Annotated in this window: 26 protein-coding genes; 17 read left to right on the top strand and 9 right to left on the bottom strand. The window is 71.9% G+C overall.

Annotated features, from left to right (window positions below):
• Positions 1-256: 256 nt before the first annotated feature.
• Complete coding sequence (locus LOZ83_RS15660) at positions 257-688, bottom strand: MarR family winged helix-turn-helix transcriptional regulator (protein WP_236791318.1); 432 nt, start codon at positions 686-688, stop codon at positions 257-259.
• A 69-nt stretch (positions 689-757) separates the two neighbouring features.
• Between LOZ83_RS15660 and LOZ83_RS15655 the strand changes: the two genes are divergently transcribed.
• Both LOZ83_RS15655 and LOZ83_RS15650 read left to right on the top strand, forming a co-directional pair.
• Positions 758-1,627 carry an amidohydrolase family protein gene (locus tag LOZ83_RS15655; protein ID WP_236792098.1) on the top strand — a complete coding sequence of 290 codons (870 nt, stop codon included), beginning with the start codon at positions 758-760 and terminating at the stop codon, positions 1,625-1,627.
• Positions 1,624-3,111, top strand: coding sequence for an AMP-binding protein (locus LOZ83_RS15650; RefSeq protein ID WP_236791317.1), 1,488 nt, complete (start codon positions 1,624-1,626; stop codon positions 3,109-3,111). Before LOZ83_RS15655 ends, LOZ83_RS15650 begins: the two co-directional genes overlap by 4 nt.
• Here LOZ83_RS15650 and LOZ83_RS15645 read toward each other — a convergent pair.
• A complete protein-coding gene (locus LOZ83_RS15645; RefSeq protein WP_236791316.1) occupies positions 3,108-3,731 on the bottom strand; it encodes an alpha/beta hydrolase in 624 nt (207 codons plus the stop codon). The genes LOZ83_RS15650 and LOZ83_RS15645 overlap by 4 nt on opposite strands.
• Positions 3,732-3,877: 146 nt before the next feature.
• Between LOZ83_RS15645 and LOZ83_RS15640 the strand changes: the two genes are divergently transcribed.
• Together LOZ83_RS15640 and LOZ83_RS40745 are read left to right on the top strand one after the other, a co-directional pair.
• Positions 3,878-5,155 (top strand): isocitrate lyase/phosphoenolpyruvate mutase family protein, encoded by a 1,278-nt coding sequence (locus tag LOZ83_RS15640; protein ID WP_236791315.1) that lies wholly within the window; start codon positions 3,878-3,880, stop codon positions 5,153-5,155.
• A 121-nt stretch (positions 5,156-5,276) separates the two neighbouring features.
• Complete coding sequence (locus LOZ83_RS40745; protein ID WP_374202676.1) at positions 5,277-5,426, top strand: hypothetical protein; 150 nt, start codon at positions 5,277-5,279, stop codon at positions 5,424-5,426.
• Here the strand turns inward: LOZ83_RS40745 and LOZ83_RS15635 are convergent.
• The gene (locus LOZ83_RS15635) at positions 5,395-6,183 is read right to left on the bottom strand and encodes a DUF1932 domain-containing protein (protein ID WP_236791314.1); all 789 of its coding nucleotides are present in this window, start codon (positions 6,181-6,183) and stop codon (positions 5,395-5,397) included. The genes LOZ83_RS40745 and LOZ83_RS15635 overlap by 32 nt on opposite strands.
• Before the next feature lie 105 nt (positions 6,184-6,288).
• Between LOZ83_RS15635 and LOZ83_RS15630 the strand changes: the two genes are divergently transcribed.
• Positions 6,289-6,555 carry an HPr family phosphocarrier protein gene (locus LOZ83_RS15630; RefSeq protein ID WP_236791313.1) on the top strand — a complete coding sequence of 89 codons (267 nt, stop codon included), beginning with the start codon at positions 6,289-6,291 and terminating at the stop codon, positions 6,553-6,555.
• Between the two features lie 53 nt (positions 6,556-6,608).
• Positions 6,609-7,082 (top strand): VOC family protein, encoded by a 474-nt coding sequence (locus LOZ83_RS15625; protein WP_236791312.1) that lies wholly within the window; start codon positions 6,609-6,611, stop codon positions 7,080-7,082.
• 203 nt (positions 7,083-7,285) lie between these two features.
• Here LOZ83_RS15625 and LOZ83_RS15620 read toward each other — a convergent pair whose 3' ends face one another.
• Positions 7,286-8,026, bottom strand: a complete 741-nt coding sequence (locus LOZ83_RS15620) for an IclR family transcriptional regulator (protein WP_236791311.1) — start codon at positions 8,024-8,026, stop codon at positions 7,286-7,288.
• A gap of 93 nt (positions 8,027-8,119) precedes the next feature.
• Here LOZ83_RS15620 and LOZ83_RS15615 point away from each other — a divergent pair, with 93 nt between their 5' ends.
• Together LOZ83_RS15615 and LOZ83_RS15610 are read left to right on the top strand one after the other, a co-directional pair.
• Complete coding sequence (locus LOZ83_RS15615) at positions 8,120-9,031, top strand: sugar kinase (RefSeq protein WP_236791310.1); 912 nt, start codon at positions 8,120-8,122, stop codon at positions 9,029-9,031.
• A gap of 56 nt (positions 9,032-9,087) precedes the next feature.
• Positions 9,088-9,558: a GyrI-like domain-containing protein gene (locus LOZ83_RS15610; RefSeq protein WP_236791309.1), complete on the top strand. Its 471-nt coding sequence runs from the start codon at positions 9,088-9,090 to the stop codon at positions 9,556-9,558.
• 1 nt (position 9,559) lies between these two features.
• Here the strand turns inward: LOZ83_RS15610 and LOZ83_RS15605 are convergent, their stop codons facing one another.
• Both LOZ83_RS15605 and LOZ83_RS15600 read right to left on the bottom strand, forming a co-directional pair.
• Positions 9,560-10,783 carry an amidohydrolase gene (locus LOZ83_RS15605; protein ID WP_236791308.1) on the bottom strand — a complete coding sequence of 408 codons (1,224 nt, stop codon included), beginning with the start codon at positions 10,781-10,783 and terminating at the stop codon, positions 9,560-9,562.
• 179 nt (positions 10,784-10,962) lie between these two features.
• The gene (locus LOZ83_RS15600; RefSeq protein ID WP_236791307.1) at positions 10,963-11,124 is read right to left on the bottom strand and encodes a hypothetical protein; all 162 of its coding nucleotides are present in this window, start codon (positions 11,122-11,124) and stop codon (positions 10,963-10,965) included.
• A 212-nt stretch (positions 11,125-11,336) separates the two neighbouring features.
• Between LOZ83_RS15600 and LOZ83_RS15595 the strand changes: the two genes are divergently transcribed.
• The 6 genes from LOZ83_RS15595 (at position 11,337) to LOZ83_RS15570 (ending at position 18,283) form a co-directional block, all read left to right on the top strand.
• Positions 11,337-11,543: a hypothetical protein gene (locus tag LOZ83_RS15595; protein WP_236791306.1), complete on the top strand. Its 207-nt coding sequence runs from the start codon at positions 11,337-11,339 to the stop codon at positions 11,541-11,543.
• An 88-nt stretch (positions 11,544-11,631) separates the two neighbouring features.
• A complete protein-coding gene (locus tag LOZ83_RS15590) occupies positions 11,632-12,117 on the top strand; it encodes a glutathione peroxidase (RefSeq protein ID WP_236791305.1) in 486 nt (161 codons plus the stop codon).
• A 118-nt stretch (positions 12,118-12,235) separates the two neighbouring features.
• Entirely contained in the window at positions 12,236-12,520 is a 285-nt protein-coding gene (locus LOZ83_RS15585) for a hypothetical protein (protein ID WP_236791304.1), read from the top strand.
• A 6-nt stretch (positions 12,521-12,526) separates the two neighbouring features.
• Positions 12,527-12,892 carry a hypothetical protein gene (locus LOZ83_RS15580; protein ID WP_236791303.1) on the top strand — a complete coding sequence of 122 codons (366 nt, stop codon included), beginning with the start codon at positions 12,527-12,529 and terminating at the stop codon, positions 12,890-12,892.
• A gap of 33 nt (positions 12,893-12,925) precedes the next feature.
• Positions 12,926-17,407, top strand: coding sequence for a protein kinase (locus LOZ83_RS15575; RefSeq protein WP_236791302.1), 4,482 nt, complete (start codon positions 12,926-12,928; stop codon positions 17,405-17,407).
• A 75-nt stretch (positions 17,408-17,482) separates the two neighbouring features.
• Positions 17,483-18,283: a hypothetical protein gene (locus LOZ83_RS15570; protein WP_236791301.1), complete on the top strand. Its 801-nt coding sequence runs from the start codon at positions 17,483-17,485 to the stop codon at positions 18,281-18,283.
• On the opposite strand, the gene LOZ83_RS15565 is transcribed toward LOZ83_RS15570, so the two are convergent.
• The 3 genes from LOZ83_RS15565 to LOZ83_RS15555 form a co-directional block, all read right to left on the bottom strand.
• Positions 18,278-18,688 (bottom strand): hypothetical protein, encoded by a 411-nt coding sequence (locus tag LOZ83_RS15565; RefSeq protein WP_236791300.1) that lies wholly within the window; start codon positions 18,686-18,688, stop codon positions 18,278-18,280. The two genes, LOZ83_RS15570 and LOZ83_RS15565, sit on opposite strands and share 6 nt — an antisense overlap.
• A gap of 62 nt (positions 18,689-18,750) precedes the next feature.
• Positions 18,751-19,350: a DUF1707 domain-containing protein gene (locus tag LOZ83_RS15560; protein ID WP_236791299.1), complete on the bottom strand. Its 600-nt coding sequence runs from the start codon at positions 19,348-19,350 to the stop codon at positions 18,751-18,753.
• A 41-nt stretch (positions 19,351-19,391) separates the two neighbouring features.
• Entirely contained in the window at positions 19,392-19,931 is a 540-nt protein-coding gene (locus LOZ83_RS15555; protein WP_236791298.1) for a MarR family winged helix-turn-helix transcriptional regulator, read from the bottom strand.
• Positions 19,932-20,038: 107 nt separating this feature from the next.
• Here LOZ83_RS15555 and LOZ83_RS15550 point away from each other — a divergent pair, with 107 nt between their 5' ends.
• From LOZ83_RS15550 to LOZ83_RS15540, 3 genes are all read left to right on the top strand, one after another.
• Positions 20,039-21,001: an MBL fold metallo-hydrolase gene (locus tag LOZ83_RS15550; RefSeq protein ID WP_236792097.1), complete on the top strand. Its 963-nt coding sequence runs from the start codon at positions 20,039-20,041 to the stop codon at positions 20,999-21,001.
• Positions 20,998-22,584, top strand: a complete 1,587-nt coding sequence (locus LOZ83_RS15545; RefSeq protein ID WP_236791297.1) for an FAD-dependent monooxygenase — start codon at positions 20,998-21,000, stop codon at positions 22,582-22,584. The genes LOZ83_RS15550 and LOZ83_RS15545 overlap by 4 nt, the downstream gene beginning before the upstream one ends.
• A gap of 249 nt (positions 22,585-22,833) precedes the next feature.
• Entirely contained in the window at positions 22,834-24,684 is a 1,851-nt protein-coding gene (locus LOZ83_RS15540; protein ID WP_236791296.1) for a Na+/H+ antiporter, read from the top strand.
• The last annotated feature ends 51 nt before the right edge of the window (positions 24,685-24,735 follow it).

Genomic DNA, 24,735 nt, shown 5'->3' with positions numbered 1-24,735 from the left:
GTGGTGTTCGACAACGCGATCCATTTGTATCGCGGACCCAGCTCTTCGATCGACCAGGTTCGCTTGTGCCGGTGGTTTCCCACCGGGCCGTCCACCGTCTGCTGGGCAGACCGCACAGCTATCACTCCAACCAGGAAAGCTCACGTCGCCGTTGACTACGCGGAAGAAAAATTAGTTGACCTATGCTAACTGATTTTCCCCCGAAGAGGCGACCAGGGCCACCGATTGAGATGACGTGATCCCGATCGCAGCGGGCTCAGCGCCCGATCCGGCGCAGCAGCTCCACGAGGGTCGCGCGCTCGTGCGGGTCCAGCGGCGCGAGCGCGTCGTCGTGCACCTTGGCGGCCAGCGCGCTCGCCTTGTCGAACGTCTTCCGGCCGTCCGCGGTCAGCACCACCAGGCGGGTGCGCCGGTCGCCGGGATGCGGGTCGCGGCGCACGAGACCGGCCCGCTGCAGGTCGTCCACGAGCGCGACGACGGCACTCGGGTCGATGCCCAGCAGCTCGCCCAGTTCGCGCTGGGACAGCCCGCCGTGCTGGGCGGCGGCCATCAGCACCGTGTAGTGCCTGCTGCGCAGGCCGAACGGCTCGAGCGCGCGGTTCATCCCGCGGATGGCCCGGCCGCCCGCGCGCGCCAGCAGGAAGCCCGCGTCGTCGTCGAGCGTGGGCCGGGTGCCGTTCTTCGTCATGGTGCCAGCAAACCATATGACGGAAACAATGATTGACAACCATAACGATTGATGAGTACACCTTTCGGCATGGACATCCGGCGACTGGACGCGATCGACGTGCACGTCCACATCGAGACCGATGAGCACGGGCACCTGTCGCTGCCCGGCGACTTCCTCGAGGCGGCTTCGCAACACTTCGGCGCCGACACGAAACGGCCCACCCTGGACGAGATCGCCGCGTACTACCGGGAACGCCGGATCGGCGCGGTCGTGTTCACCGTGGACATCGAGTACTTCACCGGACATCCGGCGCTCTCGAACGAGGAAATCGCCGAAGGGGCGGCGAAACACTCCGACGTGCTGATCCCGTTCGCCAGCATCGACCCGCACAAAGGGAGGGTCGGCGCGCGGCAGTTGCGGCGGCTGATCGAGCATCACGGCGTGCGCGGGCTGAAGTTCCACCCGAGCATCCAGGACTTCGGGCCCGATGACGGCACCGCGGACCCGTTGCTCGAAGTCGCGCAGGAGCACGGGATCCCGGCGTTGTTCCACACCGGGCAGACCGGGATCGGCGCGAACATGCCGGGCGGCGGCGGAGTGCGGCTGTCGCTGTCGAACCCGATGCTGCTCGACGACGTGGCCATGAAGTTCCCGGACCTGACGATCATCATGGCGCACCCGTCGTTCCCGTGGCAGGACGAGGCACTGGCCGTCGCGACGCACAAGCCGAACGTCCACATCGACCTGTCGGGCTGGTCACCCAAGTACTTCCCGCCGCAGCTGGTGCGGTACGCGAACTCGCTGTTGCAGGACAAGGTGCTGTTCGGCTCGGACTACCCGCTGATCACCCCGGACCGGTGGCTGGCCGACTTCGCGAAGCTCGACCTGAAACCGCAGGTGCGGCCGAAGATCCTGAAGGACAACGCGGTGCGCGTGCTGAAGCTGGACCAGCCGTGATCCACCGCAGCCCGCTGCCCGACATCGAGATCCCGGACCTGACGCTCACCGAGTACGTGATCGACGGCGCGGCGTGCTTCGGTGACAAACCCGCTCTCGTCGATGCCGCGACGGGGGAGACCATCACCTACGCGGAGCTGCGGTCGTCGGTGTACACGATCGCCGCCGGACTCGACGTGGGGCCCGGTGACGTGGTCGGGCTGATGAGCCACAACCAGCCGCGGTGGGCGGTCGCCGCGCATGCCGTGATCGCGACCGGGGCCGCGGTCACCCCGGTCAACCCGATGTTCACCGCCGCCGAAGTGCGCGGGCAACTCACCGCGGCGAAGGCGAAACTGCTGATCAGCGCCGACGAATCGATGGACAAGGCCCGCGAGGCGTTCGACCGCGTCATCCCGATCGGTGAGTTGCCCACCGGCGGCGACCCGCCCAGTCCGCGTCTCGACCCAGCGACGACCGACGCGGTGCTGCCGTTTTCCAGTGGTACCACCGGAACCGCGAAAGGCGTCCGGCTCACCCACCGCAACCTGGTCGCGAACCTCGCGCAGCACCGCGTCGGCTGGCGGATCGGCCCGGACGACGTGCAGGCCGCCGTGCTGCCGTTCTTCCACATCTACGGGTACACGATCGTGCTCAACTCGGGTCTCGCCGCCGGCGCCACCGTCGTCACGATGCCGCGTTTCGAACTCGGCACCTATCTGCGCGCGCTGGCCGAGCATCGGGTGACGAGGGTGTATTTCGCGCCACCCATGGTGCTCAGGCTCGCGACAGCGTCCGAAGTGGACGATTACGACCTGTCGTCGCTGCGGTATGCCCTGTGCGGGGCCGCGCCGCTGGACGTCGAGACGACCGAGCGTGCGGAGAAACGCCTCGGCTGCCTGATCCGCCAGGGCTACGGCATGACCGAGGCGAGCCCCGGCACGCACCAGGTGTACGACGACGCGTTCCCCACGACCCCGGCGGGCAGCGTCGGCCGGCTGGCCCCGAACACCGAGGCGCGGCTGGTGAAACCGGGCACCGACGAGGATGTCGCCGAGGGCGAAACGGGTGAGCTGCTCATCCGCGGGCCGCAGGTGATGGCGGGCTACCTGAACGATCCGGCGGCGACGGCGGCGACGATCACCGGCGGCTGGCTGCACACCGGCGATCTCGTCCGGGTCGGCGCCGACGGGGTGTTCTGGATCGTCGACCGGCTCAAGGAGCTGATCAAGTACAAGGGCTACCAGGTGGCGCCGGCGGAGCTGGAATCGGTGCTGCTGACCCATCCGGCGGTGCTCGACGCGGCCGTCGTCGGCGTGCCGCATGCCGAAGGCGGTGAGGCCCCGAAGGCGTTCGTGGTGACCTCGCGGCCGGTCGGCGCCGGTGAGCTGATGACGTTCGTCGCGGACCGGGTCGCACCGTACAAGAAGATCCGGTTCGTCGAGTTCATCGCGGAGATCCCCAAGTCTCCCACCGGAAAGATCCTGCGGCGGCTGTTGCGCTAGCTGCTCAGCAGGCGGCGGACCTCGGCGATCTCGTCATCGTTCACGAGGTGCTCGCGGTCGTCGTAGACGCGGAAGGTCACGTCGGCGTCCATGGCGCGGAACAGCGCGGCCGTTTCCTCGACGCGCGACAGCGGCACCCACTCGTCGTACTGGCTGGTGCCGAGGAAGACCGGCATTCCGGCGAGGGAACCGTTGGGGGAGCGGGGATCCGGGCCGATGAAGCCACCGGTGAGCAGTGCCGCGCCCGCGTACCGGCGCGGGCTGCGCGCGAGGAACTCCGAGAGCAGGCAGGCGCCCTGCGAGAAGCCGACGAGGAACGTGCGGTCGGCCGGCACCCCCGCGCTGGCGATGCGGCCGACCATCACGGTCATGGCTTCCAGCGCCTGGTCGAGTCGCGGCTGGTTGTCGGGCAGGGGCTTCAGGAATCCTTGCGGGTACCAGGTGTTGCCGGCGGCTGCGGGGAGCAGGTAGGCGAGCCCGGGCAGCGCGACCCGGTCCAGGACGGCCTTCATGTAGTCCGGTGTCTGGCCGCGCCCGTGCACGACGAGCGCGGCCGTGCGCGCCCCCGCGAGCGCCGCCCCCGCCCGCACGGGTGGCTGATCGAGATGGGGATTGCTCATGCGGGTGATCGTAGTGTCGGCCGCCGCCGACACGTCCCGCTTCTACCGTCGACACATGAGCGTTTTCCTGGACCCGCCGCCCGCACCGCCCACGGACACGGCCGGCACGTTCGCGTGGCTGCGCGCGTCGGTCGCGCGGTTCAGCGGTGGCCAGACGCATGCCCGGCGCCCGCCGGCTCGTCGAGGACCAGCTCGCCGTGGTCGACCCCGCAGCGCTCCGGGCCGCGATCGCGCGCCGGCCCGTCGAGCCGGATTTCGAGCGGCGGGCGCCGGTGGCGGTGCTCGCTTCCGCGCTCGGTGCGCGGGACGACGTGGTGGACGCGGTGATCACCGTCGCGCAGGGATACCTGACCGGGGACGCACCGCCGGGCGCGGACGAAGCGGTGGCGCTGCTGGCCCGGCAGTGGGGCACCGACGAGGCGGCGGCGAACCGGATCGGGCTACTGGTCCAGACCTGTGAGGCGACGGGCGCGCTGATCCGGGCCGCCGCGGACCGGCCGCTTTCGCAGGCGCTGGCCGAGGATCCGCCGGTGCGGGCGACCCGTCGTGTCCAGGACGGCCGGGTGGTGACGGTCGATCTGACCGGGCATCCGTTCGGCCTGGGGCCGCACGCCTGTCCTGGCCGGTCGGTGGCGCTCGCGCTCGCCGAGGGCGCGGTCCGGGCGCTTCGCCGGGAGCGGTTCGCCGCGCTGCACCGGCCGTTGCTGCTGCCGAACGCCTGGGATCACGCGTCCGCCGCCGCGCTCGTCGCGGCGGGGTTCCCGGCGATCGGCACGACAAGCCTCGGCGTCGCCGCGTCCGCCGGGCTGCCGGACGGCACGGGCGCGACCCGTGCGGAGACGGTGGCGCTCGCCCGGCGGCTGGCGGCGCTGCCGTGCCTGCTGACCGTCGACATCGAAGCGGGGTTCAGCGAGGATCCCGCAGAAGTGGCTGTGCTGTGCGAGGAACTGGCTTCGCTCGGGGTGGCCGGCGTGAACATCGAGGACGGCATGGGCGACGTCCGGCACCGGCGGGAGATCATCGCGGCGGCCGCGGCGAGCGGCCTGTTCGTCAACGCGCGTACCGACACGCACTGGCTGCGGCCGCCCGGTGTCGACCTGGACCGGGAAGCGCTTTCCCGAAGTGAGTCCTATGTGGACGCCGGTGCCGACGGGGTGTTCGTGCCGGGCCTGACGGACGAGAAGGTCATCGCCGACCTGGTGGCGGCGGTCGAGGTGCCGGTGAACATCCTGTACTCGCCCGCGGGCCCGGACTTCCCGCGCCTCGCTTCGCTCGGTGTGGGCCGCGTCAGCTGCGGCTCGCTGCTGTTCCGCGCCGCCGTCGACGCCGCCGTCCGGACCGCCCGCGCCGTCGCCACCGGCGCCCCGGTCCCGGCAGACATCACCGGCTACGCGGAAGTCACCAGCTGGGGCCGCCCCGCCTGACCGCCGTGTTTGCCCACTGCGTCGCCGTGTTGGCCGCCCGCGTCAGCGTGTTTGCCCCTCCCGTCGGTGACTTTGCTCCCCGTGTCGGCGTGTTGGCCGCTCGCGTCGGTGACTTTGCCGCCTGCGAAGCCAACTCACCGACGCAGCGGGCCAACTCACCGACGCAGCGGGCCAACTCAGCGACGTGGCGGGCCAACTCAGCGACGTGGCGGGCCAACTCACCGACGTGGCGGGCCAACTCACTGACGTGGCGGGCCAACACGCCGGGTGAGCTGGGCGAGTGCGGCGGCGAGGTCGTCACCGGCGTCGCGGGGGAGACGTCGGTAGACCTCGGCGGCGGCCGCGCCGAAGCCGTCCGGCAGGCCGGTCGCGGCGAAGGTGCGCCCGATCTCGTCCAGTTCGAACGCCCAGCGCCAGCCGCGTTCCAGGCCCAGTCGGCCCGCCTGCTCCGACCGGGCCGGCAGTTCGGGCTGGCTGAGCTGCCACTCCTCGACGAGCGCGTCCTCCACACCGAGGGATCGCGCGGCCGCGCGCACCGCGAGGAGCATCGCCGTGGTGCCCTTCGTCCAGGCGGCGTACACCATCTTGAGCGCGGAAGCGTCTGGCGCCGGGCGAGCGTCTAGGTGGGTGCCCTCGAACAGCGCCGCGACCGTGTCCGCCTCCGCACCCGACAGGTACAGGCGCGTCGTGCCCGGCCGGTGCGGGGGCGGGCCGACGATGCCGCCGTCCACGAACCGGGGCACCAGCCCGGCTATCCGGGCGGCGGTCTCGGGGCTGATCGCGTTCAGGTCCGCGTACAGCCCGTCATAGTCCTGGAACGCCTCCGCCGTCGCGACCGCGGCGTGCGGCGGGCACACCGACAGCACCACTGAGCATTCGCTCTTGAGCCGTGCCAGCGAACCGAGGTCGGTGAGCCCTTCGGCGCGGCGCCGGGTGTCCTCGCTACGCCCCTCCGACGCCCACGCCACGTCGCCGGGCAGGTGCGCGATCGCCGCACCCATGTCGCCGGGATGCACGATGCCGATCATGGCTCCAGACCATACCTGTGCCGCACGCGGGCAACTATGGTCTAGACCTTTCCAGGGTGGTCGGGTATCGTCGGGGAAATTCCCTGGATCTTTCGAGGAGTCGTCATGCTGGAACGCCGGGTGATCGTCGGTTCGAAGGTGGGCTTGCACGCCCGCCCGGCAGCCCTGTTCGTCAAGGCCGCCGCCGCGGCACCGGTGCCGGTGACGATCGGCGTCGGCGACGGGGAGCCGGTCGACGCGCGGAGCCTGCTGTCGGTGATGGGGCTCGGTGCCCGTGGCGGGGACGAGGTCGTGCTGCGCGCGGACGGGCCCGAGGCGGAAGCCGCGCTGGCCGAGCTCGCCACCGTGATCGCCGCGGACCACGACGGCTGAGCGCCGCGCTGGTACCATCCTGTTGAAGATTCAAATTCAACGGGAGGTGCGTCGTGGAGGTCAAGGAGCTCGGGCACGTGGTGCTCTACGTGCGCGACATCGAACGCTCCGCCCACTTCTACCGGGACGTGCTCGGCTGGCGGCAGATCCTGCCCGCCGGCGGTTCGGCCGGCCGGCTCGGCCGCCAGCAGGCCGCCGCGTTCAACGCGCCGTCCGGCCGCACACATCACGAGCTGCTGCTGATCGAGGTCGGCGAGGACGCCGCCGCCCAGCCGGCGGGGCGCCACGTCGGGCTGTACCACTTCGGCCTCAAGATCGGCACCAGCGACGACGAGCTGCGCGAGGCGCTGGCGAAGCTCGAACAGACCGGCACGCCGGTGCTGGGCATGAGCGATCACACCGCGACGCACAGCCTCTACATCGCCGACCCCGACGGCAACGAGATCGAGCTGTACGTCGACGTTCCCGGCGTGGACTGGGAAAACCCGGCGGCCATCGGCTCGCCGACGAAACCGCTGAGCCTCTAGCTCGTGCTTCACCGCGGCGGCCCCGCGAGGCTGCCCGCCAGGGGTCTGGCCGAACGGGGCGTTCGGCGCCCGAGCACCGACTCCGAAACTACTGAGCCTCTAGCTCCTGCTTCACGGCGGCGGCCCCGCGAGGCTGCTGCCCTGAGGGTTCTGGCCGAACGGCGCGTTCGGCGCCCAGCACCGACTCCGAAACCGCTGAGCCTCTAGCCGTAGGACGGCGCCAACAGAGCAGCCGCCGCTTGCAGGTGTGGCACATAGGTCAGTAGCTGATCAGCTGACATCTGAAATATCAGTGTCGAGATGCTCACCCCGCCGACCGGGGCACCGGCGCGGTCCAGCAGCGGCGCGGCCAGGCAGCGGACCGTTTCCTCGTTCTCCTCGTCGTCGATCGCGAAGCCGCGCGCACGGACCTCCGCTAGTTCGGCTTCGAGGACAGCTGTGTCGGTCAAGGTGCGGGCGGTCCGAGCGGGCAAACCGGTCCCGGCGAGCAGCGCCTGCCGCTCCGCCGGCTCGAGGTGGGCGAGGATCGCCTTCCCGATCGCCGTGCTGTGCAAGGAAATCCGGCCGCCGACGCGCGAAGCCATCCGGTACGGCCGGTCGCTGTCAAGCTTCTGCACGTAGACCGCCTGGCTGCCGCTGCGCAGCGCCACGTGCACGGTGTGACCCGTCTGGTCGCGCAGCCGCCGCAGCGCCGGCTCGTCGTCGTGCCCCGTCGAGAACAGCGCCGACAACGCGTACGCGCGCGGCCCGAGGCCATACGTCCCATCGCCGCCGGTCACCGCGTACCCGGCCTCGACCAGACCCTGCAGGATCCGGTGCGTGCTGGGCTTGGTCACCCCGGACTCCCGCGCGATCCGGCCCAGCCGGTGCGGTCCGCCGGGCGCGCCCACTGCTTCGAGTACCCGCAGCGCCCGCAGCGCGCTGCCCTCCGCACTGACCGGCATTGACGCTCCTTCGCGGCGCGATCTAGGCTGCCATTCGGCTCAGCAAAATACTATTCCGTTCTCCGGAACGGCAAGACCCACGAGGTACCGAACTTGACGACCCGCGTGCTCGCCATCGGCGAGTGCATGATCGAGCTGACGCACACCGGCGATCGCACGCTGTCCCTCGGCTACGCGGGAGACACCTTCAACACGGCGGTCTACCTCGCGCGGCTGACCTCACCGGACGACGTCGAGGTCGGGTACCTGACCCGGCTCGGTGACGACGAGTACAGCACCGGCATCCTCGCCGCGATGCGCGCCGAAGGCCTGGACACGAAGCCGGCCGACCGCATCCCCGGCGCCCGGCCCGGCCTCTACCTGGTGCGCACCGACGACCACGGCGAGCGGAGTTTCACCTACTACCGCTCGGAATCCCCGGCCCGCAGGCTGTTCGACCACGACCACCACCCGGACCTGTCCGGTTACGACGTGCTGTATCTGTCCGCGATCACGCTGCAACTGCTGAGCGACTCGGCCCGCGAGAGTCTCCGGACCGAGCTGGCCGCTGCTCGCGCCCGCGGCGCGCACGTCGTGTTCGACAGCAACTACCGCGCGGCGGGCTGGGAAACCGTGGCCGTGGCGCGCGAAGCGGTTCGGCGGATCTGGGAGCTGACCAGCATCGCGCTGCCCACGTTCTCCGACGAGCGCGCGCTGTTCGGCGACGCCACGCCCGCGGCGACGCGGGAACGCCTGGCCGGACTGGGAATTCCGGACATCGCGGTCAAGGACGGCGGCAACGGCTGCCTCCTCGCCGATGGCACGGCCGTGCCCGCCGAACCGGTCGAGTCCACAGTGGACACCACCGCGGCCGGCGACGCCTTCAACGCGGGCTATCTCGCGGCGCGCCTCGGTGGCGCGGACCCGGCTGAGGCGGCGCGAGCCGGGCACGCGATCGCCGCGAAGGTGATCGCCCAGCCCGGCGCGATCATCACCGATCCGGCGCTGCCGCCCCGCGGCCGATGAGTTTCCGGCGCCCGGCGGGTCTACCGTGATGCCACCCGCCGACCTGGGAGAGACGCATGCCTGAACACGAACCGGAACTGGTGAACCTCGCTCCGTCGACGACGGCGGTGGTCCGTGGCGAGGTGCCGATCGCCGGTCTGCGGGACTTCTTCGATGTCTCGTTCGGCGCGCTGGGCAAGACCCTCGCCGCGCAGGGAGTCACGATGCTGGGCCCCGCCTTCGGCCTGTATCGCGGGGCTTCCGGTGAGACGCTCGATCTCGAAGTCGGGTTCGCCACGGACCGCGTCGTCCAGCCCGAAGGCGACGTCGTCGCCGGCACGCTGCCCGGCGGAGCGGTCGCGCGCCTGACCCACTCCGGTTCGTTCGACGGTCTCCAAGCCGGCTGGCAGCGGCTGGAGACGTGGATCCGGGAGCAGGGGCTGTCCCCGCAGGCGCTGCGGTGGGAGTCCTACGTCACGAAGCCCGCACCCGACATGGACCCGCGCGACCTGCGGACCGAGCTCTGCTGGCCGGTGGATCCCCGGTAATTCAGCGGATCAGCGCCGCCAGCACGTCGACGGCCACCGGCAGCGCCGACTCGTCCACGTCGAAGTACGGGTTGTGGTGCGGTGCCGGGTTCCCGCCGCCGACCACGATGTACGTGGCGAGCCCGCCGGCGCGCTGGACGGCTTCCGCGAACAGGCTCGCGTCGTCGCTGCCGCCCATCTCGTGCAGCCGGACCGTCTCGTGCCCGGACGCGGCGGCCAGCACCGCGTCGAGCAGCTCGTCGTCGCAGGTCAGCGACGTCGAACCGCCGGTCTCTTCGATGTCCACCGTCACCCCCTGCGCCAGGGCGGCGCCGCGCAGCACCTGCTTGACCCGCTCGGTCAGCTCCGCGTTGACGGCGCCGTCGCGGGAGCGGGCCTCGCAGGTCAGCTCCGCCAGCGCGGGTACGATGTTGACGTTCCCGCCGGCGTGCAGCGTGCCGACGTTGACCCGGGTGTCGGCGGTGGAAAACCGTGGCAGACCGTGGATTCCGAGTACCGCCGTGGCCGCCGCGAGCAACGCGTTGCGGCCGTCCTGCGGTGCCGCGGCCGCGTGCGAGGCGACGCCGGTGAACCGGGCGCGCATCTTGGTGGTCGCGAAGATGCCGGTGATCCCGGCCGCGACCGTGCCGGCCGGCAGATCCAGTCCCAGATGCACGGCGGCGAACCGGTCCACGCCCTCGACCACGTCCGCGCCGAGCATCGCCCGCGCACCGCGGCCGCCCTCCTCGGCGGGTTGGAACAGGAACCGGACGGTGCCCGGGAAGTCACGGTCCGAGAGCCGTTCCGCGAGTCCGAGGCCGATCGCGACGTGCCCGTCGTGCCCGCACGCGTGCATGAACCCCTCGTAGGCCGAGCGGAATCCCTGCGCGGCCGGAAAATGCGTGGCCCCGGCCGCTTCGGTGACCGGCAGCGCGTCCATGTCGAAGCGCAGCGCCCAGGTCGGCCCGGGCCGCGAGCCTTCGAGATCGGCGACGATCGCCGTGCCCTCCCGGGCGAGCGTGGCCACGTCCCCGGCATCGGCGCCGCTGTGAATCGCCAGGTCGGCGAACCTCTCCAGGGTCGCGTCGTCCGGGTAGGCCGGAATGCCGCCGAGCGCGAGCGCGCCCGTCCGGATCCGGACCGGCAGCTTCCGCAGGTGCGACAGGACGAGGGCGGCGGTGCGCAGCTCGCAGAACGCGGGCTCGGGGTGTGAGTGCACGTCGCGGCGCAGCGTGACCAGATCCACGGGTCTCCTTCCGGGCGAACCTGCCGGTCTCCGTCACGCATGCTCGCACGCCGTGCGCGCGTGTTGGCCCGCCGCGCGGGTGACTTGGCGCCGCACGCGGCCAACTCACCGACGTGGCGGGCCAACTCACCGACGTGGGCGGCCAACTCACCGACGTGGCGGGCCAACACGCCGTGGGGTCAGCCGTGGTCGTGCTCGTCGTCCTCGGGTACCGCGAGCCGTTGGTCGAGGACGTCGGCCGGGTCGGCCTCGGTGGGCAGGTCGGGTTCGCCCGCCTCGTCGTCCGGGTCCTGGTGCTGTTCCAGCACGTCGGCGAGTGGTTTCTCGTCGGATCCGGTCATGGTCGCGCTCCTTCGCTCAGCTCGGTGACGGCCTGCCGGACGGATCGAGCACCAGCGCGATCGGCCCGGCGAGGGTACCTTCGGTGACGACGGCGGGGCCGCCGGCACGCATCGGGTCAGGGGAATGGTTCACGCCCGCTCCTGTCGCCGGCGTCGGGTTACCCCGGACGATCCGCCGTTACACAGGTTCGGGACCTGAGGAGGGGAAACGCATGCGAGACAACGGTTTCGCGCCCACAACGGCGCCGCACGACATCCTCGACGACACGCCGGCGGTGCTGGACCAGCGGCGCCGCGCGGTGCGCGCCGTGGCCTCGGCGGCCGCGAACGCGGACGACTGCGTGCTGCTGCTGGAGGCGCTCGGGCTCAAGCCCACCGAGGGGATGGCGACCGTTCCGGGGCCGCGCAGCGCGGACTGAATGTGTCATCGGTCACGTCCAAAAGGGGAATGGTCGCAGGTGGGGCAGGTTGTTCTTGTCGGCTGATCATCTGACGAAGGACGGACCCATGGCACTCGGCGACATCTCGTTACGCACCCTCGGCGGCGAAGCGGCGACCCTCGACGGCCTCGGCCGCAAGGCGCTGCTCGTGGTCAACGTGGCCTCGAAATGCGGGCTGACCCCGCAGTACGCCGGGCTGGAGCGGCTGCAGGAACTCTACGGGGACAAGGGGTTCTCGGTCGCGGGGTTCCCGTGCAACCAGTTCATGGGGCAGGAGCCGGGCACCGCGGAGGAGATCGCCGAGTTCTGCTCGGCGACGTACGGCGTCACGTTCCCGATGTTCGAGAAGATCGACGTGAACGGTGACGACCGGCACCCGCTCTACGCCGAGCTGGTGCAGACCCCGGACGCCGAGGGCAAGGCCGGCGACATCCAGTGGAACTTCGAGAAGTTCCTGGTCAGCGGGGACGGTAAGGTCCTGGCGCGGTTCCGGCCGCGCACCGAGCCGGAGGCCCCGGAGGTCGTCGAGGCGATCGAAGCCGCGCTGGCCTGAGCCTGCCCGAAGCGGGCCGCGGCTGCCACCCCGGTCGCGGCCCGGAACGTTCCGCTTACGCGCGTGCGCACCCCCGCGCGAACATCCTCCTGTCGCTCTGCACGGCTGGAGGAATGTCATGGAGCAACGGGATGTGGGCCGGGGGATCATGGTCTCGCTCGCCCTCGCGGCCGGGGTGCTGGTCGTGGCGACCGGGCTGCCGTATCGACGCGAAGATCACTGCCACCGAGACCTCGATGGCCGGCGCCGCGCCGCGCCGCCACCGCGTCCACAGTGGACACTCTCGACACCGGGCGGTCACGGCGCCGACCCTGCCCGGGACAGCATTCTCGCCGCCCAGCGTGGGGACGACGTCGCTCTCGACGCGGCGCTCGACAAGGTCCTCGACCACTGCGGGCGGTGATCTCCCATGCACACGGCCAGATTCGCGAGCGGCTACCCGGGCTTCCTCCCGTCGCAGCCACCATCGGCACCTCCCACCCCACGCCGGGGCTCGCGGACCACGGCGGCCGCGCTGATCATCGCCGCGGGCCGCGACGAGAAGGACGCCGCGGCACGCCTGGACGACCGGCGCAGCCAGCTCTCCGAAGCCACGGCCAAGGTCGCTTCGGCCGACACCGAACGGCGGCAGGCCGAGCAGCGCAACAGCGGGCTGGAAGCCGAGAACGCCGACCTCTCCCGGTGCGTCACAGCGATGCGGCACTACCTCTGGGACGGCCTGTCCGACACGGAACGGCCCGCCGCCGTGCACACGGTTCTCCTGGCGTGTCAGTAACCGTAGGCTTGCCGCACCTGACTGGGAGGGTTCATGACCGACACGGTCTCCGTCGACGCCGCACCCGAGTTGTTCGGACCGTATCGGATCGAGGAGCTGCTCGGCCGCGGTGGGATGGGGGAGGTGCACCGCGCCTACGACACCGTGCACGAGCGGTACGTGGCGCTCAAGCGCCTGCCGCTGCTGGCGGGCGCCGAGTTCGAGAGCCGGTTCCGCCGCGAGGCCAAGATCGTGGCGCAGCTGCGGCATCCGCATGTGGTGCCGATCCACGCGCACGGCGAGATCGACGGCCGGCTCTACCTGGACATGCGGCTGATCGACGGCCCGGATCTCAAGGCGCGGCTCGCGGACGGTCCCCTCGACCCGGTGCGGACCGTCGAGATCCTGTCCCAGGTCGCCGCCGCTCTCGACGCCGCGCACGCGCGCAGCGTGCTGCACCGCGACATCAAGCCCGGCAACATCCTGCTGGACGCCGACGGCACCGCGTACCTGGCCGACTTCGGCATCGCCCGGCTCTACGCGCCCGACGTCACGCGGCTGACCGAGACCGGTGACTACGTCGGCACGCTCGACTACATGGCGCCGGAACGCCTTACCCACGGCGACATCGGGCCCGAGTCGGACGTGTACTCGCTGGCGTGCGTGCTGTTCCAGTGCCTGACCGGCCGGGTTCCCTTCCCTGCCATGGATTCCCTGGGCAAGCTGACGGCGCAGCTCAACGACCCGCCACCGGCGGCGTCGCTGTTCGACCGGCGGATCCCGCCCGCGATGGACCTCGTCGTGCAGACCGGGATGGCGAAGGACCCGCGCCGCCGGTACCCGAGCGCGGGCGAGCTGATGGCGGCCGCGGCCGCCGTCACCGCGGAGGCGCCGACGAGCGTGGCGTTCGACGTGCCGCAGCCCAGCGATCCAGGGCAGTCCTACTTCGTGCGGCTGCTCGCGGCGGTCGGCGACGAGCAGCGCACCGAGCCGCCGCTGGACGAGACCCGCGACCCCGACGACACCGACGTGCACCACCGGGACCGCTGCCCGTACCCGGGACTGCAGAGTTTCGGCGCGGGGGACAGCGACTGGTTCTTCGGCCGTGAACAAGCGGTGCGGGATCTGCTCGCCCGCCTTTCCCGGCAGCGCGCCGATTCCGGACCGCTGCTGGTGGTCGGCGCCTCGGGCGCGGGCAAGTCGTCACTCCTGCACGCGGGACTGCTCGCCGCGCACGCCCGCGCCGGCGGTCCGGCGCCGCGGCTCGCGATGACGCCGGGCGAGCACCCGATCGCCACCCTCGCCGCACGGCTGGCCCCGTTGACGCTGACCGACCCGGGACAGCTGGCGCGACGGCTGCGCGAGCACCCCGCGACGCTCGGCGAGTTGTGCCGCGCCGCGGTCACCAGCGCAGGCTCGCCGATGGTCATCGCGGTCGACCAGACCGAGGAACTGTTCACCCAGTGCGAGGACGCCGGGGAGCGCGAGGCGTTCGCCGCCGCGCTGGCCAGTGCCTGGCCCGCCCGGGTCGTGCTGGCCGTGCGCGCCGACTTCGTCGAGCACTGCATCACCTTGCCCGCGCTCAAGAAATCCCTGCAGGCGCCGTACGTGCTCGGGCCGATGACCGCCGACGAGCTGGCGCGCGTGATCACCAGGCCCGCGGTGGCGGCCGGCCTCGTGCTCGAACCCGGGCTCGTCGACCGGCTGATCACCGACGTCGGTGCCGGCGACGATCCCGGCGCGCTGCCGCGGCTCGCCCACGCGCTGCGCGAGACCTGGCACAACCGGGAAGGCAACCGGCTGACTCTGGCGGGATACCAGCGCACGGGCGGGGTGGACCGGGCGGTCGCGCTGACCGCCGACGGCGTGTACACCCGGCTCGGCGAGTACGACCGGCACGCGCTGCGCGCCGCGCTGCTGCGGATGGTCACCCTGCTCGACGGCGGCGGTATCGCGCGGCGCCGCGCGCATCGCGCCGACGTGCCGAACCGGGTGCTGGAAAGCCTTGTGGCGGCACGGCTCGTGACGATCGACCGCGATCATGTCCAGCTGTCGCACGACGCGTTGCTGACTGCGTGGCCGCGGCTGCGGGAATGGGTCGCCGAGGACCGCGAAGGGCTGCTCGTGCGCCAGCGGCTCGGCGAGGCCGTCACCGGGTGGCGGGCGAGCGGCCGGGACCGGGCCGACCTCTACCGCGGCGCGCGGCTGGCCGCGGCGACGGACTGGGCCACCGGACGGACCGATCTCACCCCGGACGAGCGGGCGTTCCTGCAGGCGAGCGACCGCGAGCGGCGGCGCCGCACCCGGCGGCTGCAGGGCGCCGTCGCGGGGCTGGCCACGCTCCTGGTCGCGGCGCTGGTCGCCGGGGTGGTCGCGGTGATCGCCCGCAACGACGCCGAAGCCGAGCGCGTCGCCACACTGTCGCGGCAGCTGGCGGCGGAGTCCGTCGCCGAGGCGGAGGTGGACCCGGTGGACGCCATGCACAAGGCGGTGCAGGCCTGGCGGGCCGCCCAGACCACCGAGGCGCGGGGCGCGCTGCTGTCCGGGCCGCTGATCACGTACCCGTCTTCGTTCCCGTCCGGGCTGGCCAACGCGTACTCGGTCGACGTCAACCCGGACGGCACGCTGATCGCGATCGGCTCCGGCGACGGGAAGATCGTGCTGTGGGACGTCAAGGCCGGCAAGGCACTGGACACCCCCATCACCGGCGCGGGCTCGATCTTCTCGGTCAAGTTCTCCCCGGACGGCACCCTGCTCGCCACCTCGTCGCTGGCCGGCACCGTCAAGGACAGCGGGGTGCGGATCTGGGAGGTGCCCAGCGGCCGGCCAGTCGCCCAGTTGGCCGGCATCCTGCCCGCGATCGGCGTGGTCGCCTGGCGCCCGGACGGCAAGGCCGTGGCGGCCACGTCCGTCCAGTCCGACGGGACGAACGGGATCGACGAATGGGATCCGTTCACCGGCAAGCTGATCCGCACCGTGGCCGGCGGTATCGCCGACGCGTCAGGGCTGGCCTACAGCGAGAGTGGCGACCGGATCGCCGTGGGCCGCGGGCACGGCAGCGTCGAACTGTGGGACCCGGCGACGGGCACCCTGGTGGCTCGGCACACCGATCACGGCGACAACGCGCGCGAGCGCGGCCCAGGCGGCATCGTGCCGGTCCAGGTGACGTTCTCCGGGAAGCTGCTGGCCAGCGCGAGCGTCGACGACAACCTGATCCGGTTGTGGGACGCGAAGACCGGCGCGCCGGTGCGGGCGTTCCCGGACACCCAGCGCTCCGGCGGGCCGTCGGCGCTCGCGTTCACCCCGGACGGCCAGACCCTGTACACCAACAGTGATCTCAACGCGATCTCTGTGTGGGACCCGGCCAACGGCGGCTATGTCGGCAGCCTGAGCCAGGGCCCGCGCGGCGGTACCACGGTCGGGCATTCGGTCGTCGCGATCGCCGTGTCCCACGACGGCCGCACCCGGGTGGCGGCCAACAGCGACGGCACGATCATGCGCTGGCGGAGCAACACGAACTGGTACTCCGCGCCCCGCGCCTCGGTGATGACGCTGGCGTTCCGGCCCGACGGCAACGCGATCTCCGCCGGGGACTCCGCTGGCGGGCTCTACACCTGGGACACCACGAGCGGCCTGCTGCTGGCCCAGTCCGACGAGCCCGGCGGCGGGGTGTTCGGGATCCAGTACACGCCCGACGGCACCATGATCACCGGCACCGGCGACGACACCTTCACCGCGCGGTCGGACACGTTCGCGCTCGCCCAGCCGCGTACGGTCCGCCTGAACGACCGCGATTTCATCGGCCGGGGCGCGATGGCGGTGTCGCCGGACGGCAAGTGGCTCGCGGCGGTGGACCAGGCGCCGGTCGAGACCACCCAGCAGCAGTACCAGATCCACATCTGGGACGCGGCCACGCTGACCGGTGAGAAGGTCCTCGACCTCGGCCCGCAGTGGCCCGTCGATCTCACGTTCTCCCCGGACAGCGGCCGGTTGCTCGCGCTCACCAACGCGGCCGGCACCGGGCTGGCCGGCAGCGACCCGGACGGCGCGACGGCCTCGACCATGATCACCTGGGACGCCCCCGGCTTCGGCGGCGAACGGCGGGTCCCGCTCGGCACCGACACGCTCAACACCATCGTCTACACCCCGGACGGCCGGACGGTGGTCACCGCCGGCACCCCCGGCACCGTGCAGGTCCGCGACGCCGCCACCGGTCAGGTAACGGCCGAGTTCGGCCGGCAGCCCTCCACCGTGCGGCGGCTGGCGATCTCCCCGGACGGCCGCACCCTCGCGTCGGCGACCACCGAGGACTCCGCGATCCGGCTGTGGGACCTGGGCACGCGGCAACTGGTCGCCACCCTGAACGGCCATATCGCGCCGCTCAACGATCTCGTGTTCTCCCCGGACGGCAGCAAGCTCGCCAGCGGCGGGACGGACACCGCGGTCGGGGTGTGGCGGCTGGACCCGCTCGCCGCCCTGCGCGAGGTGTGCGCGAGCCTCGCCGACGCGGATGCCGACGAACCCGGGTGTGAATGACGCCGTTTCGCGGCTGGTGCCCGATATGCCGTTCCTGCTAGACACTGACTACCGGAAGTCAGGTGTGGGGGCGGGATGCTGCAGGTCACGGTGCGCGGGAACGAGCTGCACCCGGTGCGGGTCGTCTCCGGTGAGCGGTTGGTGTTCGGCCGTGACCCGCACGGCGGTCCGCCGCGGCCGGGCGAGATCGCGTTGCGGCTGCCGGGTTGCGCGCGGCACGTGTCGGGTGTACTCGCCGAACTCGCCGTCGGCGAGGAGGCCGCGCTGCTGCGCTGGCTCGGCGCGGGGGAGGGGCGGCTGTCCAGCCTGCTCGACGCGCCGGGCGGGGCGCGGCGGGTGACGCTGGTGCGCGGGATGGCGGCGATGCTCGACCCCGGCAAGAACGAACTCGCCGTGCTCGCCGGAAAACAGGTCGGTGACGAGCTGTTCACCGACCTGCAGCTGACTTTCGTGGTCGCCGTGGGAGCTGCCGGCACCGCGATCCCGCCGGCGGGCCGCCGCGATACCGAACACAAGCCGCATATCCGCAAGGGACAGCTGGCGCGGTATTCGAAGGAGTGGTACGTCGCGATCGCGCTGGCCGAACCGTGGCTGGCCGGCGACGACGACTCGCCGTTTCCCCCGACGAACCGCCGGATCTACGAACGGGTGCTCCAGTGGCGCGCCGGCGACGCGTGGAATCTGGCGCACTCGCAACGGGTGGACGACGCGATCAAGATCATCGCGCGGATCGCGTTCGGCGAGCTGGCCGACCCCTACGGCGAGGCGCGCCGGGGCCGGATCCAGAACCCGCGGTTCGCGGTGGGCAAACGGATCGCGGAGTACCGCCTGGTCACCTCGGACGATCTCGCCGAGGTGCACCGCGGCCGGTCATGACCGCGCCCGGTACCACTCGCGGACGTCGTCGCGCAGCAGGACGCCGATGACGATCACCGCGATCAGGATCCCGATGAACCCGGCGACCGCGCCGTTGACGATGTTGACCACGCCGCTGACGATCGCGATCCCCTCGATGCCGATGATCACCGGCCGCGCCCACGGCCGCGGGCGCACCGTGAGCACGCCGCAGACCAGCAGCACCACCGCCAGCACGAGCGAGAGGTAGCCGAAGAAGGAGAAGGCCCCGGTCCCGTCGGCGGACCTGCCGTGCCGGGCGTCGTCGTCGAGCTGGTCGATCAGCAGCCAGCCGAGGAAGCCGTTCGCGAGGACCTGGATGCCCAGCACGACGAGGACGCCGACCAGCCGGCCCGGCATGGTCACCCGGTTTTTCTGTGTCATCATCGGTCCAGGATTTCCGAGCCGGACCGGATACGGCAGCGGAACATTCCGGTTGACAGACCGTCCTAAGTGGACCCGAGCAGGCCGCGGACGACCTCGGCGCGCGTCGTGCGGAACCGGTACTCGATGCGGCCCGAGCGGTCGGGGTGGAACGCGCCGGCGTCGACCGCGATGCACAGCCGCCCCGGCTTGTCCACGGACAGCATGATCGCTGCGCGCAGCGGATGCCCGAGCGGGACGTCCACCCGCTTGGCGCCGCCGCCCCACGCGAGCAGCCGCCGGCCGGTCACCGCCACGGCGCCGGACATCGAGCTGCGCTCCCAGCCGGAATAGCCGCCCGGCTCGCGGTAGCCGCGGTAGGTGATCGAGCCGCGCACGCCTTCGTCGATGACCAGCAGGCCTTCCGTGACGAGGGTGGCCCGCAGGCCGGCGGGCAGGTAGCCGGGGTCGCCCCCGCGGGCGGCCATCGCCGGGTTCGCCCGCGGGGGCAGATCCGCGAACAGGGCGCGCAGCTCACCCCAAGTGCGGGCCTCGACGGCGGCCCGCACCCGCTCTTCGCACTCGCCGATTTCCAGGCGCCCCAAGGCAAGATGGTCGCCGAGGAGCTTGACGGCGGCCTCCCGTTCCGGGGCGCCGATCCGCAGATCATCCGCCGGATCCCGCACAGGCTCAATCGTAGCCGCCTGTTAGGTGATCAAAGTATTGATCAGAATCGGCGCTTGGCTTCGTTCGCCGCGGAGCTGGTGGTGAGCTTCTCCAGCAGTCCGATGAGGATGGTCTGCTCAGGTTTGGACAACGCGTCGGCCCACGCCCGCTCGCGCTCGTTGTGCGCTTCGTAGGCGCTGATGATCGCCTCGTGGCCGGCGCCGGTGAGCGCCAGCTGCACCGCGCGGCGGTCGTGCTCGGACTGTGTGCGGGTGACCAGCCCGTCCCGCTCGAGGGTGTTCACGAGCGCGGACACCGCCGCCCGGCTCATCCCGGAAAGCTGCGCGACCCGCTTGGCTTCCAGCGGCCCGGCCAGCCACAGCACGAACAACACCCGGAAGCCGCCCCAGCTCCAGCCGCGCGGCCGGTGCACCGTCGACTCCCAGTCGTAGACCAGCGCGCTGGTCAGCCGGTGCAGGGTCAGCCCGAGCCGCATCGCGCCCGCGTCCACCTTCGGCAGCTCGGCCGTCGTCTTGGCGATCGCGTAGTCCACGAAGCTCAGATAGTCGAGGTCGTCGGTGGCGATCCGGTCCGGTGGCATTGAGTCAGCTTAGGGGGCCGGCCGGTCGGTGTGTGTCGTAGCCTTCCGTTGTGACGTGACCTGCGTTACGGTCGAATAGTCAAATCCTTTATCGCTCGGAGGTGGGTATCGTGGCCAAGGCTTTCGCGTCCTCGGCGGATCTGGGGGAGAAGGAGCAGACCCTGGAGGTGCTCGGCGACGGCGTGTACGCGCTGACCGCGGAGGGCGACCCGAACATCGGCGCGATCGAGGGCGAGGATTTCCTCGTCTGCTTCGAGGCCCTCGCCACCCCGGTCGCGGCCCGCGAGTGGCTGGCGAAACTGCGCGAGCACACCGAGAAACCCGTGCGCTACCTGGTTTTGTCGCACTACCACGCGGTGCGGGTGCTGGGCGCGTCCGCGTTCGACGCCGAGGTGATCGTGGCGCACGAGAACACCCGCGCGCTGGTCGCCGAGCGCGGCAAGGAGGACTGGGCGAGCGAGTTCGGCCGGATGCCGCGGCTGGCCAAGGCCGCCGACTCGGTGCCCGGCCTGACCTGGCCCACCCTCACCTTCTCCGACCGGCTGACCATCGACCTCGGCGGTGACCGGGGCGATCTCGTGCTGCAGTACTGCGGGCGCGGGCACACCGAAGGCGACATCGTGGCGTGGCTGCCGCGGCAGAAGATCCTCTACGCCGGGGATCTCGTCGAGGCCGAGGCCGCGCTCTACACCGGTGACGCCTTCCACCGCGACTGGTCGTCGTCCACTTTGGACGGTGTGCAGGCGCTGGGCGCGGAGGCGCTGATCGGCGGGCGCGGCGCGGTCAGCCACGGCCGCGACGCCGTCGACGCCGCGATCGAGCAGACGCGCGACTTCCTGCGCGTGATGATCCGCGAGGTCGGTGCCGTGCGGGAAGCCGGGGGGACGCTCAAGGAGGCGTTCGAGCGCACGCATGCCGCGCTCGCCCCGCGGTACGGGAAGTGGCCGATCTTCGAGCATTGCCTGCCCTTCGACGTGTCGCGGCTGTGGGACGAGCTCGGCGGGATCGAGCGGCCGGTGATCTGGACGGCCGAGCGGGACCGCGAAGTGTGGGACCAGCTGCAGTCGTGAGCATCGTCGTCGTCATCGGCAACGGGCCGGTCGGGCAGACGACGGCGTTGTTGCTCGCGCGCTGGGGCGTGCCGGTGGTGTTGCTGGACGGGCGCGCCGAACGGGATCTGGTCGGCTCGAAGGCCATCTGCCAGCAACGTGACGTGCTCGACGTGTGGGAGTCGGTCGGCGCCGGGCGGCGGATCGCGGACGAGGGTGTCACGTGGACGACCGCGCGCACGTTCCACCGCGACGAGGAGCTGTTCGCCTACACCCTCGGCGACGCGGGCTGGTCGGCGTTCCCGCCGTTCGTCAACATCTCGCAGGCGCGCACGGAAGAGATCCTCGACGAGCGGATCGCCGGGTCGCCGCTGATCGACGTGCGCTGGGGGCACCGGGTCGTCGGTCTGGCACAGGATTCCGGCGGCGTGACCGTGCGATGCGAAGGCGGGCAGGAGATCCGTGCCGCGTATGCCGTCGCGTGTGCCGGTGCGCGCGGGGACGACATCCGGCGGATGCTCGGGGTCTCCTTCGACGGGCATTCCTTCGACGACCGGTTCCTGATCTGCGACATCCGCGCGGACCTGCCGGGCTGGGCGCACGAGCGGCGGTTCCATTTCGACCCGTCGTGGAACCCGGGCCGCCAGGTGCTCATCCACCCGTGCCCGGACTCGACGTTCCGCATCGACTGGCAGGTGCCCGGCGACTACGACCTCGCCGCGGAAGAGACGAGCGGAGCGCTCGACGCCCGGATCCGGGCGATCATCGGGGGCGCGCCGTACGAGATCGTGTGGAAGTCGGTGTACCGCTTCCAGTCCCGGGTGGCGGACCGGATGCGGGCCGGGCGGGTGCTGCTCGCCGGTGACTGCGCGCACCTGGTGGCCCCGTTCGGCGCGCGTGGCCTCAACTCGGGCGTCGGCGACGCGGAGAACGCGGCCTGGAAGCTCGCGTGCGTGCTGCGCGGCGAGGCGGGCGAAGAACTGCTGGAGTCCTATCACTGCGAACGGCACGCGGCGGCCGTCGAGAACCTCGAGGTCACCACCGCGACGATGAACTTTCTGGTGCCACAGAACGAAGAACAGCGCTCGACGCGGCTGCGTGTGCTGGCCGGCGCGGCAGGTGACCCGGCGGTGCGGGCGCACGTCGACTCGGGGCGGCTGGCGGAGCCGTTCTGGTACGTCACGTCGCCGCTGACCACCCCCGACCCGGCGCGGCCCTTCGCCGGCCGGCCTCCGCGCGGCAGTGTGCCGGCGGCCGGCCCGGGCATCCTGGTGCCGGACGTCCCGGTGTCCACTGTGGACCGTTCGCGGCTGCGGGAGCTGGCCAGGGATGGCTTCCTGGTGCTGGCCGCTGGGGCCGCCGACGCGGCGGCCCTGCCGGTGCTGGCCGCGCCGGGTGCCGAGGCGACGGCCCTGCCGGTGCCGGTCGTCCGGCTGGCCGAAATCGACCCGTCCGGCGTGCTCGCGGAAGCGCTCGGCGCGCGGCCGGGGGAGCTGTGGCTGCTCCGCCCGGACGCCTACGTCGCCGCCGTGGTCACCGACCGCGCCGCCCTGGAGGCAGCCCTGCACCGAGCACTCGGCCGGGCCCCCGTCCCGCACCCCTGACCTCGCCCCCGCCGGCGTGTTCGCCCCCCACGCGGGCGTGTTTGCCCGCCACGTCCCTGACTTTGCCGCGTGCGGGGCCAACTCACCGACGCGGCGGGCCAACACGCCGACGTGGCGGGCGGGCCTCGCGGCGAGGGACCTTCCCCCGTGCTGGCGGGTGGATATCATGGACGTCCGCCTGCGCACCACTTGCCACGGAGGCCACCGAGGCCACGGAGGCCTTTTCCTCCCCGACCCCTGAAAAGGCCGATGCTCATAGCCACCGACATCCTCAGCCTCGTCGTGACGGTCCTGGTGGTCACCGGGATCGCCCGCCGGCTCGACTGGTCGCCGCCGCTGTGCCTGGTCGTCGTCGGCGTCGGCGCGTCGTTCATCCCGGGTGTGCCCAGCTTCGAGCTCAACCCCGAGCTGGTCCTGGTCGGCCTGCTGCCACCACTCCTGTACTCGACCGCCATCCGCACCTCGCTGGTCGACATCCGCGTCAACCGCACCCCGATCGCGCTCCTGTCGGTCGGGCTCGTCGCGTTCACCACCGTCGCCGTCGGCTTCGCGACCTGGGCCGTCGTGCCCGGGCTGCCGCTGGCCGCCGGGTTCGCGCTCGGCGCCGTCGTCGCGCCACCGGACGCGGTCGCCGCCAGCGCCATCGCCCGCCGCGTCGGCATGCCCCGCCAGGTCGTGCGCATCCTCGAAGGGGAAAGCCTGCTCAACGACGCGGCCGCGCTGGTCGCGCTGCGCACCGCGATCGCCGCCATCGCCGGCTCGGTCGCGATGTGGGAGGTCGGGCTGGACTTCCTGCTGGCCGCGGTCGGCGGCGCGGCCGTCGGGCTGGCCATCGGCTGGGGCGCGGTGGCGCTGCGCAAGCGGTTGCGCGACCCGGTCCTCGACACCGCCTGGACGTTCGTGGTGCCGTTCGTCGCGTACCTGCCGGCCGAGGCGATCCACGGTTCCGGGGTGCTCGCGGTGGTGATCTCCGGGCTGATCCTCGGCCAGCAGAGCCCGCGCCTGCTGTCCGGGCCGTCCCGGCTCGCGGGCCGGATCAACTGGCGCACCATCCAGTTCCTGCTGGAGAACCTGGTGTTCCTGCTGATCGGCCTGCAGCTGCGGCGGATCCTCGCCGAGGTCGCCGACAGCAGCCTGTCCGGCTGGACGATCGCCGGCATCTGTGCCGCGGTGCTCGCGGTGACGATCGTCAGCCGCATCGTGTGGGTGTTCGCCGCCGCGACCCGGTGGATCCTGCCCGCGTGGGCGCTGCCGTGGCGGTACTCGGCGGCGGTCGCCTGGGCCGGGATCCGCGGCGTGGTCACGCTCGCCGCCGCGTTCGTGCTGCCCACCACCACGCCCGAACGCGGGGTGCTGGTGCTCGCCGCGTTCGTCGTCGTCGCCGGCACCCTGCTGCTGCAGGGCATGACGCTGCCGGGCCTGGTGCGCCGGCTCGACCTGCCCGCGCCGGACCCGGGCGAGGACGCCCTGCAGAAGGCCGCGCTGCTGCACGAGATGACCCAGGCGGGGCTCGCCCGCCTCAAGCAGGAGCAGACGGCCGAGGACCCACCCGAGGTGATCGCCCGGCTCGAGGACAAGCAGGCCTACCGCTCGGACTCCGCGTGGGAACGGCTCGGCGCGGGCAGCAGCGTGGCCGAGACGCCGAGCGCCGCGTACCGGCGGTTGCGCGCGGAGATGCTCGAGGCCGAGCGGGAAGTGCTACTCGCCGCGCGCGACAACGCCACCGTCGACGACGAGGTCCTGCGCAGCGTGCTCGACGGCATGGACATCGAGGAGTCCCTGCTGGCTCCCCGCGAGGCCGACCTGGTCGCCGACGGGCGCGAACTGCGCACCCCGGCCGCCACCGCCGGTTCGTGCGCGCATCTCACGAACCCGGGGACGGCGACCTCGGACGAGACCGGCTGTGTCGACTGCCTGCGCGAGGGCACCACATGGGTGCACCTGCGGCTGTGCCTGACCTGCGGGCACGTCGCCTGCTGCGACTCGTCCCCGCGCCGGCACGCCACCGAGCACTACCACGAGACCCAGCACCCGGTGATCCGCAGCTACGAGCCGGGCGAGGACTGGCGCTGGTGCTACATCGACCGCGTCATCGGCTGACGCGGCAAGCCAACTCACCGACGCGGCAAGCCAACTCACCGACGTGACGGG

The sequence above is a fragment of the Amycolatopsis sp. GM8 genome (genome assembly GCF_021653975.1).
Lineage (GTDB): Bacteria > Actinomycetota > Actinomycetes > Mycobacteriales > Pseudonocardiaceae > Amycolatopsis_E.
Note: the sequence above shows the minus strand (reverse complement) of the source record. Positions and strands in the feature narration are given on the sequence as shown.